Source organism: Micromonospora sp. DT201 (assembly GCF_049841575.1).
In the GTDB taxonomy this organism is placed as follows: Bacteria; Actinomycetota; Actinomycetes; order Mycobacteriales; family Micromonosporaceae; genus Micromonospora.
This window is the reverse complement of the sequence record NZ_JBNCKP010000011.1, coordinates 202,837-214,973: the sequence shown is the minus strand read 5'-3', so window position 1 is coordinate 214,973 and position 12,137 is coordinate 202,837. Positions and strand designations below refer to the sequence as shown.

General features: G+C 71.2%; 13 protein-coding genes. 7 read left to right on the top strand and 6 right to left on the bottom strand.

What is annotated here, in order from left to right; translation table 11 throughout:
* Window positions 1-181: 181 nt before the first annotated feature.
* Window positions 182-433 carry a hypothetical protein gene (locus ACLQ28_RS19955; protein WP_425687775.1) on the top strand — a complete coding sequence of 84 codons (252 nt, stop codon included), beginning with the start codon at window positions 182-184 and terminating at the stop codon, window positions 431-433.
* A 29-nt stretch (window positions 434-462) separates the two neighbouring features.
* On the opposite strand, the gene ACLQ28_RS19950 is transcribed toward ACLQ28_RS19955, so the two are convergent.
* Entirely contained in the window at window positions 463-2,283 is a 1,821-nt protein-coding gene (locus tag ACLQ28_RS19950) for a VanW family protein (RefSeq protein ID WP_425687774.1), read from the bottom strand.
* 181 nt (window positions 2,284-2,464) lie between these two features.
* Here ACLQ28_RS19950 and nudC point away from each other — a divergent pair, with 181 nt between their 5' ends.
* The gene (gene nudC, locus ACLQ28_RS19945; protein WP_425687773.1) at window positions 2,465-3,379 is read left to right on the top strand and encodes an NAD(+) diphosphatase; all 915 of its coding nucleotides are present in this window, start codon (window positions 2,465-2,467) and stop codon (window positions 3,377-3,379) included.
* A 421-nt stretch (window positions 3,380-3,800) separates the two neighbouring features.
* Here the strand turns inward: nudC and ACLQ28_RS19940 are convergent, their stop codons facing one another.
* The 3 genes from ACLQ28_RS19940 to ACLQ28_RS19930 form a co-directional block, all read right to left on the bottom strand.
* Window positions 3,801-5,471 (bottom strand): DUF885 domain-containing protein, encoded by a 1,671-nt coding sequence (locus tag ACLQ28_RS19940; RefSeq protein WP_425687772.1) that lies wholly within the window; start codon window positions 5,469-5,471, stop codon window positions 3,801-3,803.
* Window positions 5,472-5,763: 292 nt separating this feature from the next.
* Window positions 5,764-6,837, bottom strand: a complete 1,074-nt coding sequence (locus ACLQ28_RS19935) for a PHP domain-containing protein (protein ID WP_425687771.1) — start codon at window positions 6,835-6,837, stop codon at window positions 5,764-5,766.
* Window position 6,838: 1 nt separating this feature from the next.
* Window positions 6,839-7,540 (bottom strand): M23 family metallopeptidase, encoded by a 702-nt coding sequence (locus ACLQ28_RS19930; protein ID WP_425687790.1) that lies wholly within the window; start codon window positions 7,538-7,540, stop codon window positions 6,839-6,841.
* A gap of 136 nt (window positions 7,541-7,676) precedes the next feature.
* On the opposite strand from ACLQ28_RS19930, the gene ACLQ28_RS19925 reads away from it, so the two are divergent.
* From ACLQ28_RS19925 to ACLQ28_RS19910, 4 genes are all read left to right on the top strand, one after another.
* A complete protein-coding gene (locus tag ACLQ28_RS19925) occupies window positions 7,677-8,063 on the top strand; it encodes a hypothetical protein (RefSeq protein WP_425687789.1) in 387 nt (128 codons plus the stop codon).
* A gap of 112 nt (window positions 8,064-8,175) precedes the next feature.
* Window positions 8,176-8,343, top strand: coding sequence for a hypothetical protein (locus ACLQ28_RS19920; protein WP_167454701.1), 168 nt, complete (start codon window positions 8,176-8,178; stop codon window positions 8,341-8,343).
* Between the two features lie 117 nt (window positions 8,344-8,460).
* Window positions 8,461-8,988, top strand: coding sequence for a tRNA adenosine deaminase-associated protein (locus ACLQ28_RS19915; RefSeq protein ID WP_425687770.1), 528 nt, complete (start codon window positions 8,461-8,463; stop codon window positions 8,986-8,988).
* Window positions 8,989-9,133: 145 nt separating this feature from the next.
* Window positions 9,134-9,580 carry a nucleoside deaminase gene (locus ACLQ28_RS19910; RefSeq protein ID WP_425687788.1) on the top strand — a complete coding sequence of 149 codons (447 nt, stop codon included), beginning with the start codon at window positions 9,134-9,136 and terminating at the stop codon, window positions 9,578-9,580.
* Between the two features lie 14 nt (window positions 9,581-9,594).
* Here the strand turns inward: ACLQ28_RS19910 and ACLQ28_RS19905 are convergent, their stop codons facing one another.
* Together ACLQ28_RS19905 and ACLQ28_RS19900 are read right to left on the bottom strand one after the other, a co-directional pair.
* Complete coding sequence (locus ACLQ28_RS19905) at window positions 9,595-10,749, bottom strand: sensor histidine kinase (protein ID WP_425687769.1); 1,155 nt, start codon at window positions 10,747-10,749, stop codon at window positions 9,595-9,597.
* On the bottom strand, window positions 10,746-11,402 hold the full coding sequence (locus ACLQ28_RS19900; protein WP_208641131.1) for a response regulator transcription factor: 657 nt from the start codon (window positions 11,400-11,402) through the stop codon (window positions 10,746-10,748). The genes ACLQ28_RS19905 and ACLQ28_RS19900 overlap by 4 nt, the downstream gene beginning before the upstream one ends.
* A 185-nt stretch (window positions 11,403-11,587) precedes the next feature.
* On the opposite strand from ACLQ28_RS19900, the gene ACLQ28_RS19895 reads away from it, so the two are divergent.
* Complete coding sequence (locus tag ACLQ28_RS19895; protein ID WP_425687768.1) at window positions 11,588-12,112, top strand: hypothetical protein; 525 nt, start codon at window positions 11,588-11,590, stop codon at window positions 12,110-12,112.
* The last annotated feature ends 25 nt before the right edge of the window (window positions 12,113-12,137 follow it).

Here is a 12,137-nt window from a genome sequence, read left to right as displayed (position 1 = left end):
AGAAAAGGCCACCCCTCCGGGGTGGCCTTTTCTGCGTATCCAGACTCGACCCGCCTGATCCACTCCACGTCGGCGACGTGGGGGTATCCCGAGCGTGGGACACACCCATGTCGGCGATCTGGAGTCGATCATCCTGCTCGGCCCGACGGGCAGGGCTGGCGTACCCGGCTAGGGTCAGTGTGTGGACGACGTCCTGATACTTCTGGTGTTCGTGGGCTGCGTGGCGGCGATCCTGGGCGTCCTCTGGTGGCTGGGGTCCCGTGTGCGTCGCCGCGGCGCCGGCGGTGAGGTCATGGGCCCGTTCGAGGAGATCTGGCATCCTGCTGCGCACCGCGTCCGGGCCGAGATCCGAGTGCAGGAAGCACGCCTGATGCCAACACCACCGCAGGGTGGCAAGCGCAACGTGCAGGGCGGTCCGCCACCTCCGAGCTGACCGACCGCCCCGCGAACGCGGAGGTGACCTCAGGAGGGCTTGGGGCCGCAGACGTAGCGGGGTTCGGCGTCATAGCGCCAGGTGAACTTCTCCCGCTTGACCACCGTGCCGCCCTTCTTGATGACTCGGAAGGCGTCCTGGGTGAAGCCGTTGATGCCGTTGGTCGCGATGCACGACGGACCGGGTTCCAAATGGATCAGCTTCGGGGTGGTGATGTTGCGGCGCGGCCCGTACTCGGTCTTCACGCTGTCGTAGATCTTCGTGCTCCAGATCGACACGGTGATCGTGCTCGACGTGTACGACGTGTCGATGAGTACGCCGTAGTCGGTGTTGTTGCGAAACTTGAAGTCCAGATCCGGCCAGAAGATCGTCGACTCGATGACCGCCGGGTACCGGTCGAACCAGTACGAGTGCGGCTTGTGCTCGACGTCTTCCAACCCGGCGTAGTACGTCGCGTTGAACAGGGTCGTGGTGAACTGCGAGGTGCCGCCCCCGACACCCGGCACCAGCTTGCCGCCGAGGATGACCGGTGCGTCCCGGTAGCCCTTGGCGTAGCCGCGCTCGCCGGTGTGACCGTTCAGCGAGAACGTCTTCCCGGGCAGGACGACCGTGCCGTCCACCTGCCTCGCGATGGTCGCGATGTTCTGGCTGCGCGACGAGGCCATCCCGCCGGTGAAACGGGTGGTGAAGGTGGACACCCGTTCCTTGATGCCCAGGCCGGACAGCTTCTCCGCAGTCAGCTCCGGCGGCGTCGGCTTCAGCTCGCCGGTCACCTCGCGGCCGTCCGACTTTGGCAGCACCGCCAGCAGGTCCTGACCCAGGGTCGCCGTGTCGAGCTGCTGACCGGGCCGCCCGTCGGTGGTGGTCGGCCGGCCACCGGAGATGGTCATCGCTGCGTTCTTCGGTGGCACCTCAATGGTGGCCAGGTTCTTGCCGAGCGCCGCCCGCAACTGCTTGACGTCCACGGAAGGGGCCAACTTGCCGGTCTTGTCGGCGGTGAATCGCAGGCTCTTCGCGATGGCGGCGGGCGGAACCTTCACCGAGCCCTTGTTGGTACGCAGGGTCACCGGCGCCGCGACCGCCGGCTTCGCCAGCTCGGTGACCAGCCGGCTCAACTCCTCCGGGGTGGTCGCCGGGTGGCGCTCCACCAGTGGCACGGTGACCGGGGTGCCGGCCAGCCAGCCGGCGCGGACCACCTCGGCGGAGCGCTGCGGCTCCAGGGCCAGACCCGGCTTGGGCTGCACGACCTTCGGCGTGGTGCCCTGGTAGGTGATCGCTGGCATCGTCATGCCCTGGGCCTTGTCGCCGAGCACCTTGCGCAACGCGTCGTCCAACCGGTCCACATCGACGGTGACCACCGGATCGACGGTGCGGGAGCCGACCAGCCGGCTGACCGCGTGCGCGTCGGCCGCAGCTGCTGCCGCGATGGTCGCCGGCACGTCGACGGCCAGCCCGACGTCGGCCGGGTTGATCTCGGCGCTACGCCCGTCGACGGTGACCTTCAACGGGCCCGCTAGTGCCGCCGCCCGCCGGCCCAGCTCCGCCCGCAACTCCCGGTCGGCCTCCGCGCGGCTCCGGCCGCCCAGCTCGGTGCCGAGCACGCTGGTGCCGCGGGGGACGTCCCCGGCGTACGCCCAGGCGCCGGCACCCGCCACGGCGGCGAGGACACCACCGGTGACGCCAGCGGCGAGCAGCATCCGCACCCGACGGGGGCGGCTCGGGCCGCCGTCCGGCTCGCCAGTGGCAGGTGCCGTCACCGGCTCCGGCCCATCGTCGGGCCAGGTGACCGCGGTGACCTGCACCGTGGGCCGGTCGTCGGCGGGTGGACTATTTTCGCCGTACAGCGTCACTGCAACCTCGATCGCCAGGTGCTGCGGGAGGTACCCCCTCCCGGAGGCACCTACGGTAACGAATGTCCGGCTGTCCTCGTGGGCTGCGCCGACCAGGCGCTGCTACCGCGTGTCGTTCGGCGTGTCGCACGAGCCCGGGGGCGGTGCCGGTGGCCGACCACAGACGTGGCACGGTGGCCGGGTGGACACTGCGGAGCGGGTGTTGGCGTACGGCGGCGGTTGGCTGGACAGGGCGGGACCCTTGCGCACCGATCCGGCCCGGTTGAGCGCGCTGCGTACTGAGCAGACCACTGTGGTGCTGCCACTGTGGCGGGACCGCTGTCTCGTCGACGCGGACGGCCCGGTTCGGCTCACCGCGGAGCGCGCGTCTCTCGTCCGGTCCGCTGCCAGCGAAACAGTCTTCCTGGGGCTCGACGGGGACGTTGCCGTGTTCGCGGCAGACCTGTCGGCACTCCCCGAGCGGTCCGCCACCGAGATGGCCGGTGCCGCGCGGTCCGTCGACGTACGGGCACTGGTCGGGCGGCTCGCGCCAGGCGACGCTGCCGTCCAGGCGTACGCCAGGGGGTTGTTGCACTGGCACCGGCAGCAGCGGTTCTGCGGGACGTGCGGCGCGCCGGCCGTCGCCGACGGCGGCGGGCACATGCGGACCTGCACCGGCGGGGAGTGTAGGCGCCTTCTGTTCCCCCGAATCGAGCCGGCGATCATCGTGTTGGTCGAGGCCCCCGGCCCGCCGGGGCGCTGCCTGCTGGCTCGGCACGCGGGGGCGGCGGAGGACGCGTACTCGACGTTGGCCGGCTTCGTCGAGGTTGGCGAGAGCCTGGAGGACGCGGTCCGTCGGGAGATGGCCGAGGAGGCGGGCGTGACCGTCACCGACGTGACCTACCAGGGGTCGCAGGCATGGCCTTTCCCCGCCGGCCTGATGGTCGGCTTCCGGGCCACCGCCACGTCCGATGAGGTACGTGTCGACGGCGAGGAGTTGCTGGAGGCGCGCTGGTTCACCCGGGCCGAGCTGCGGGATCGGGTGGCTTCCGGTCGTACGCTCGGTCGGGTGGACTCGATCGACCACCGCCTGCTGGAGGACTGGTTGGCCGGGTAGCCCTGACCGGGGACGGGCCGATGGTTACCAACCTGAACCCGACGGCGCAGGCCGGCTCGTTCGGCCAGAACTCCGACCACGTCACCATCACCAACCTGCAACAGGTGTCCCGCTACACCACGGCGGCGACTTCAACCTGGTCGGCCTCCGGGTCAAGCTCAACGTGGGTGACGACGCCAAGGGCAAGGAGTGCTTCTGAAGTGAGCCGCGGCCCGCGGTGCCCCACCGCGGACTCGCGCGTCAACTTCGGGCAACGCACCCGGCGACGATCGACTCCAGATCGCCGATGTGGCGGTGTCTTTAAGGCCGGATGCCGCCACATCGCCGAAGTGGGCTGACCCTCGGCTGAACGACACGCCGGTCCGATGGCCCCGGGTGCCGGCGGCTCGTCGTACCGCCGGCGCCTGGAACTGTTTGTGGGTCAGAGCCGGGCCAGCGCCTTCCGTAGCGGGTCGAGACCCAGCGCACCCAGGTCCAACGCCTGCCGGTGGAACTCCCGCAGGTCGAAATCGGCACCCTTGCGGGCCTTGGCGTCCTCGCGGGCCTGGAGCCAGATCCGCTCGCCCACCTTGTACGAAGGTGCCTGCCCCGGCCAGCCCAGGTAGCGGTTCAGCTCGAAGCGCAGATTCTCGTCCGGCACCCGGCAGTGTGCCCGCATGAACTCCCAGCCCAGCTCGGGCGTCCACCGCTCGCCCGGGTGGAAGCCGAACGGATTGTCCTTGGGGATCTCCAGCTCCAGGTGCATGCCGATGTCGACGATCACCCGTGCCGCGCGCATCGCCTGGCCGTCGAGCATGCCCAGCTTGTCGCCCGGGTCCTCCAGGTAGCCCAGCTCGTCCATCAGCCGCTCGGAGTAGAGCGCCCAGCCCTCGCCGTGCCCGGAGACCCAGCAGAGCAGCCGCTGCCAGCGGTTGAGCAGGTCGGCCCGGACGGCGGTCTGCGCCACCTGGAGGTGGTGACCCGGCACGCCCTCGTGGTAGACGGTGGTCACCTCTCGCCAGGTGGAGAAGTCGGTGATGCCCTGCGGCACCGCCCACCACATCCGGCCAGGACGGGAGAAGTCCTCACTCGGGCCGGTGTAGTAGATGGCACCGTCGCTGGTCGGGGCGAGGCAGCACTCGATGCGACGGACCTGCTCCGGGATGTCGAAGTGGGTGCCGTGCAGTTCGGTGATCGCCTTGTCGGCGAGCGACTGCATCCAGTCCCGGAACGCCTCCTTGCCCTGGATGGTCCGGGCCGGGTCGGCGTCCAACTTGGCCACGGCCTCGTCGACGGTGGCACCCGAGCCGCAGATGCGCCCAGCTACGGCCCGCATCTCCGCCTCCAGGCGGGCCAGCTCGGCGAAGCCCCAGGCGTACGTCTCGTCCAGGTCGACCTTGGCACCGAGGAAGTACTGCGAGGCGAGCTCGTAGCGCTCCCGGCCGGCGGCCTGCTTGTCCCGCCCGTGCGGGGCCAGCTCGGTACGCAGGAACTGGCCGAACTCGGCGGTCGCCGCGGTCGCCGCGGCCGCACCCCGACGCAGGTCGGCGCCGAGCGTGCCCTCTGCGCCGAGCCGCTCGACCAGCCCGTGGAAGAAGTTGTCCCCGGTCGGGTCGATCCAGATGTCGCACTGCTTGGCCACCTCGACCAACTGCACCTTCGAGCTGACCTTGCCGGAGGCGAGCGCCTCGCGCAGCGTGGTCTTGTAACCCTCCAGCGCGCCGGCGAAGCTGTTGAGCCGGGCGGCGACATTGGCCTGCTCGTCGTTGGTCGCGGTCGGCATCAGGTCGAACACCATGCGGATCTCGTGGAGCCCGCTCTCGATCACGCTGATTTCGCTTGTCGTCTCGCCGACGTCGTACCGGGCCAGGTCCAGGCCGAGCCGTTCCTGCATGGCCTCCTTGGCGGTCCGTTCCGATTCGGTCTGCGGCTCGGTCACCTCCAGCTCTGCGAGCGTCCGGCGGGTGAGGTCCGCCCGCGCTCGGTAACCCTCGGGGGAGAGGTCGTCGAGCTGGTCGTCGTGGCCGGCGATGCCGACGAAGGTCGCGCCGGTGGGGCTCAATGGAGCCCAATCGGCCACGTAACGGTTGGCAATTTCATCAATTCGTCCCACGATGCGACCCTACGTGACCACTCGGCCGTCGTGTCGACGACGTTTGTCGTGTTCAGGCCACGACGTGGCGGGAAGCGCGGCGTCCGAAAGGCGCACGACTTTGTCCGCGGATTCCGGCAGAGTGTCAGGGGTGACCACCGATATCACTCCTGACAAGGCGTCGGCTCGCGCCTGGCTGCCCCGGTCGCGCAGGGTTTGTTCGGCCGTCGGAAGGCCCGCCCGGTGGTCGGGGTCAGAGCGCCCATCGCCGAGCCCGTCAGTCGCTGAGGACCGAGGGGCAGCGCCGAGCCGATCAGCCCCGGCCGCGCGTCCACTCCATCAGTTGCTCCGCCGGCCAGGTGTTGACGACCCGGTCGGCGGGGACGCCGCAGCGTGCGGCCCGTTCGCAGCCGAACCGCTGCCAGTCGAGTTGGCCGGGCGCGTGCGCGTCCGTGTCGATGGCGAACCGGCAACCGGCCTCCAGTGCGCGGCGGATCAGGCGCTTCGGCGGATCCTGCCGCTCCGGCCTTGAGTTGATCTCGACGGCGGTGTCGTGCTCAGCACAGGCGGCGAAGACAGCATCCGCGTCGAAGTCACTCTCCGCCCGGGTCCGGGCGCGGTGCCCCCGGTCGCCCGGACCGGTCACCCCCGCCGGGCGGGACGACACCATCCGACCGGTGACGTGGCCGAGGATGTCCAGGTGCGGGTTGGCGACTGCGGTCAACATCCGTCGGGTCATCTTCGACCGCTCGTCGCTCAGGCCGCTGTGCACCGACCCGACCACCACGTCCAGCCGGGCCAGCAGCTCATCGTCCTGATCCAGCGAGCCGTCAGCGAGGATGTCCACCTCGATCCCCGTGAGGATCCGGAAACCCTCCGGCAGTGCCGCATTGACCTGCGCCACATGATCGAGCTGCTGGCGTAGCCGGTCGGCCGTCAGCCCTCGGGCCACCTTCAGCCGTGGCGAGTGGTCCGTCAACACCATGTACTCGTGGCCCAACTCCACCGCCGCCAGCGCCATCTCCTCGATCGGCGAGCCGCCGTCCGACCAGTCCGAGTGGGTGTGACAGTCGCCGCGCAGGGCGTCGCGCAGCGCGGTCGCCTCGGCGTCCAGATCGGTGCCCTCGGTGGCCACCAGCCGGCGTAGGTAGACCGGCTCCTCACCGGCCAGCGACTCGGCCACGCAGCGGGCCGTGACGTCACCGACTCCGGCCAGCTTGGTGAGCGTGCCGTTGTCGGCCCGCTCGGCCACCTCCGCCGCCGGCAGGCCGGCCAACGCCTTCGCCGCCGACCGGAACGCGCGTACCCGATAGGTGGCCTCGTTCGCCCGCTCCAACAGGAACGCGATCCGGCGCAGGTCCGCGATGGGATCCCGGGTGCTCGTCATGTCAGGGAGCCTTCGGGCAGCCGTTTTTGCGTTGCCACGTCACGACCTCGGCGGCTGGTTCCCGGTTGCCGCCATTCCGCCAGGAATCCAGGTAACGCGCCGGCCAGAGCACCCCGCGCCGAATCCACCAGCCGTCCTTGCCCGTGCACGGCGGCGAGATGCCGAAATGCACGTGGCAGACGTTGTTCGCGTTGCCGGTGCGGCCCACCTTGCCGAGCTGCTGCCCGGCGCGGACGCGGACCCCGGCGTCGATGCCGCTGGACACGACACTCAGGTGCGAGCCGTAGTAACGCACCCCGTCGTCGCCGAGCAGGGCGACCGACAGGCCGCCGTTCTCCGGGCCCTGCGGCCCACGCTTGGTGTACCGGTCGACGCGACTCACCTCCAGCACCTTCCCGTCGGTCACCGCGACGAACGGCTCACCGCAATCGGCGAAGACATCCGTGGCCGGGTATGCCCCGTGCGTCGGGTGATAGTCCACGTTGTCGGCGCGTACCGGAAAGACATGTCGCAACCCGGTGCGAGGTGCCGTCGCCGACGGGCTGGCCGACGACGACGGCGTCGGGCGGGCCGGGCCGGTCGAAGTCGGCGTGGCCGACGGCGACACCGGCTGGTCGGCGGTCGCCCAGACCGCCTGCGGCGTCGGCGCGGCACCGTCGGCCGGCACCCCCGGCCGGGTGGTCGCGCAGCCGGCGGCCAGCATCGAGGCGAGCAGCAACAGAATCGGGTACGCCAGACGCGCGCGGCGGCTGATCGTCGGCGAGGGCATCCAGTCATCCTGGCAGAGCCGGTACCGTGAGCACGAGTGGCGCGCGTGAGGGAGGGCAACGACGGTGACCATCTCCCGACCCGAGCCTGGCCCGGATTCCGGTGCCGCCGCACAGTCGGTGGCGCGTACCCCCTCCGGGCTCTTCCCCGCCGGGCCACCGTCCCGCCCCACCTACCGCGAGCCGCACCCGATCACCGGCGGCGGTGTCGCCGCTGGCGGCGGCGCGGCGGCCATCTGGTTGCTGCTGTTCGGCCTGCTCGGCACCGATGTGACCAGCTACGCGTGGTGGACTGTGGTGGCCGGTCTGCTGGCGTGGCTGACCGCGCTGGTGCTGGTCCGCTACGGCGACCGCGGGGTCGCCACCGGGGTCGCCATCGTCACCGCCGGTGGCTGGAGCATCGCCGCCGCCATGGTGGCGGCTCGCTGGGCCGCCAGCGGTGACTGGCCGCTGTGGTGACCGGGGCGGACAGGCCCCCGAAACGGCCGCCAATGACTGCACCGTGTGCCCGGTTGGCTGCGTAGCGAACGCCGTCTTGACGTGGCCGCCGAGACTCGGCACGCTCGGCACTATGGCCTGGACCACCCCGCGACAGGACCCCGATCGCAGCCGCCGCCGTCTGCAGTTGCTGGCCGAGTTGGCGGGTGCCCGCGCGGTCCGCCAGCGCAGCCGACCGCAGCGGCAGCGCACGGAGCGGCTGCGCCAGCTCATCGCCACCCGCCGTCGAGTAGCCGGCTGACCCGACTTTGTCAGGAATGACCGACCCTTCGGGGCGTTGACGAGTCGCCCGCCGACCCGACCGGCTAACGTGCACGCGTAACGAGTCGACGCTGTGTCGAGGGCTATTGGGGGGACCGTGTCGTACTTCGCTGCCGCCGTTGTGCGCGACGACAGTGGCTGGACCGCCGCCGAGGTCAGCCTGCGTGGCGCCGCTGACATCGACGAGGTCGCAGACCGGCTGCGTGACGTCGACCAGGAGGCCGACGTGTCGCTGCTCTTCGTCGAGGCCGACGACGCGTACCTGGTGGTGCTGCGTCTCGACGAGGGCGAGGACCTGCGGGTGTTTGGTTCGGACTCCGCGTACGCCGAGGAGTCCCAGCTGGGCGCTCTGCTGGTCGGTGACCTGAAGACCTCGGTCACCGGGCTCGACGGCGACGAGGAACCGCGCCCGGCGACCACCGGTGACGAGGAGAGCGAACAGCCCGTCGTCGACCCGGAGGCCGACCCGGTCGGTGACGCCGATCTGCTGGCCAACCTGGGAATCTCCGCACAGAAGCTGCTGACCCTGTGCACGCACGAGGGGATGATGCCGGCGGACGTCACCGCCGAGATCTGCCAGGTGCTCGGCTGCGCCGACGAGGTCGAGGAGCTGCGTGAGGTCTGAGCCGGCCGACGCAACCGACCCGGCTCTGGAGACGATCCAGCCCGGGCAGCCGACCCCCGGTGCGGTGGGGCGTGCCGGGCCCGGCGCCCACGAAAGTCTGGCCGACCTGAGTGAGGTCGGCCGTCGGCAGCGGCACGAGGCCTGGATGCGCCGCGCTCTGGAAGTCGCCGTCACGGGCCCTGCCGGCGCTGTCGCAGGCGCTACCGACGTCGACGACGTGCCGGTGGGCGCGGTCCTCTACGGGCCGGACGGCACCGAGTTGGCCATCGGACGCAACGAGCGGGAGTTGACCGGCGACCCCACCGCTCACGCCGAGGTGTTGGCCCTGCGGCGGGCCGCCGAGCGGACCGGCCGGTGGCGGCTGGACGGCTGCACCCTGGTGGTCACCCTCGAACCGTGCACCATGTGCGCGGGGGCACTGGTGCTTGCCCGGGTCTCCACCGTCGTGTTCGGCGCGTGGGAGCCCAAGACCGGCGCGGCCGGATCGCTCTGGGACGTGCTGCGCGACCGCCGGCTCAACCACCGTCCCGAGGTCTACGGCGGGGTGCTGGAAGCCGAGACCGCTGCCGTTCTGCGGGCCTTCTTCCGCTGACCCGCCGGGCGGACTCAGGCCGGGGGCAGGCTGACCGTGACCTCAAGCCCGCCGCCGTCGCGCGGTCGGGCGGTCACCGTGCCGCCGTGCGCCCGGGCCACCGCCCGGACGATGGAGAGCCCCAGCCCGAACCCGCGCCCACCACCGACCCGCTCGCCGGAGAGCCGGCGGAACGGCTCGAAGATGGCCTCCACGTCGTAGCCGGGCACCACCGGGCCGGTGTTCCGCACGGTCAGCGTCGGCCGGCCGTCCCGCAGGCCGGTGCTCACCCGGACCCAGCCGCCGGACGACACGTTGTGCCGCAGGGCGTTCTCCACCAGGTTGGTGGTGAGCCGTTCCAGCAGCACCGGGTCGCCGTGGACCAGCGCCGGCGTCAGCTCCCGGGTCACTGTCGGCCCGCCCGCACCCACGCAGGCCTGGTCCAGCACGTGGTCGGCCAGGTCGGCCAGGTCCACCCGGGACCGGGCGGTCACCTCGTTCTCCGAGTCGGCCAGGGTGAGCAGCCCGTCGATCAGCCGTTCGTGCCGTTCGTTCACCGCCAGCAGCGACTCGCCCAGCCGGCGTACGTCCTCGGAGGCGCCGGTCCGGGTGACCGCCAGCTCGATGAGCGACCGGTTCAGCGCCAGCGGCGTACGCAGCTCGTGCGACGCGTTCGCGACGAAGCGGCGCTGCCCGTCGAAGGAGCGGTCCAGCCGTTCCAGCATCTCGTCGAAGGTGTCGGCCAGCTCGCGTACCTCGTCGTGCGGGCCGGGGAGCGAGATCCGTTCGTGCAGGCCGCGACCGCCCACCGCGATCCGCCGGGCCGTCCCGGTGATCTGGTGCAGCGGTTGCAGCGCCCGGCCGGCGATCAGCCAGCCGAAGGCGATGGCCACCGCGGAGACCAGCCCGAGGGCGATCCCGCCCTGGGTGAGCAGCGAGTACAGCGTCTGGTCCCGGGCGTCGCCCTGGGCCTTGTTGATGATGATGCGCAGTTGCTCGGCCTGGCTGCCGGACAGCTTCGTCCCCACCTCGGGGATGATCGGCTTGACGTCGCGTAGCGCCACCCCGAACGGCTGCCCCGTCCGCTGTTCGACGAGGACGTAGGTGACCGCGAGCAGGACCAGCCCGGCGACCAGGAAGAGGCCGCCGTAGATCAGGGTGAGCCGGGCCCGGAGCGAGAAACGCTTCACGGCACCCGGTATCCCACCCCGGGCACGGTCTCGACGACCGGCGGTTCGCCCAGCTTGCGGCGCAGCTTCATGACGGTGACCCGGACGACGTTGGTGAACGGGTCGATGTGCTCGTCCCAGGCACGCTCCAACAGTTCCTCGGCGGAGACCACCGCGCCGTCGGCGCGCAGCAACTCGACCAGCACGGCGAACTCCTTGCGGGACAGCGGCACGTACCGGCCGTCACGGTGCACCTCGCGGCGTGCCGGGTCGACCAGGACTCCGGCCCGGCTCAGGGTGGGCGGCGCGGCCCGGCGGGTCCGTCGGCTCAGCGCGTGCACCCGGGCGGAGAGTTCCACCAGGGCGAACGGCTTGGTCAGGTAGTCGTCGGCACCGAGCGCCAGGCCGGCCACCCGCTCCCGCACGGCCGCCGCGGCGGTGAGCATCAGCACCCGGGTCTCCCCGCCGCCGTCCACGATCGCCCGGCACACCTCGTCGCCGTGCACCACCGGCAGGTCCCGGTCCAGGACGACCACGTCGTAGTCGTTGACGCCGAGTCGTTCCAACGCCGCGTCGCCGTCGTACGCGACGTCCACCGCGAACGCCTCGCGGCGCAGCCACTCGGCGATGCTCTCGGCGAGCAGGCTCTCGTCCTCGACCACCAGCACCCTCACCCGCCAATAGTGCCCGGGCCCGGATAACGCCACCGTAAACGTCGGCGGTTACGCCTGGGATACGCCCCTTGCCGTCAACTGACCGGGACGCCGGACGGGTTCCGTTGGGCGTCCCGGTCGGCGGGTTCCGTCGGTCGGATCGCAGTGCCCGGCGGATGCGCCGGGCCCGGGAGAGGAAGCGTGCGATGCGACGAGGACTTTGCGCGCTGCCGCTGCTGCTCGTGTTGGCCGTCGCCGGCTGCGGCCCGTCGAGCGACGAACCAGCGGTGGCGACCGCCGGCGGTGGCGGGGCGCAACCGGTGTCCGCCAGCCCGGCGGCCCAGCTCAGCGACGACGAACGACAGCTCAAGTTCAGCGAGTGCATGCGGGAGAACGGGGTGGAGGTGCCGGATCCGGAGCCGGGCGGCGGTCGCCTGTTCCAGTTCGGTAAGGACATCGACCCGCAGAAGGTGCAGGCGGCGATGGAGAAGTGCCGCGAGTACCTGCCCAACGGTGGGGAGAAGCTCAAGTCCGGCCCGGAGCAGGCGGAGCGGGTGCGCAAGCTCGCCGTCTGCATGCGGGAGAACGGTGTGCCGGACTTCCCGGACCCGTCGGCGGACGGTGCGATCCAGCTGCGGCGCGACCAGTTCAACCTGAAGGACCCGAAGGTGAAGACCGCACTGGAGAAGTGCCAGCAGTACGCACCGAAGATCACCGGAGTCACCCAGTGAGGGCTCGCCGCCTTCGGCTCCGGAC

Bases quoted from the DNA above. Each gene is read 5' to 3' on its own strand.
- ACLQ28_RS19935 (WP_425687771.1), bottom strand. From the start codon at position 6,837: ATGACGAGCACCCGGGATCCCATCGCGGACCTGCGCCGGATCGCGTTC.
- ACLQ28_RS19930 (WP_425687790.1), bottom strand. From the start codon at position 7,540: ATGCTGGCCGCCGGCTGCGCGACCACCCGGCCGGGGGTGCCGGCCGAC.
- ACLQ28_RS19920 (WP_167454701.1), top strand. From the start codon at position 8,176: ATGGCCTGGACCACCCCGCGACAGGACCCCGATCGCAGCCGCCGCCGT.
- ACLQ28_RS19910 (WP_425687788.1), top strand. From the start codon at position 9,134: ATGCGCCGCGCTCTGGAAGTCGCCGTCACGGGCCCTGCCGGCGCTGTC.
- ACLQ28_RS19895 (WP_425687768.1), top strand. From the start codon at position 11,588: ATGCGACGAGGACTTTGCGCGCTGCCGCTGCTGCTCGTGTTGGCCGTC.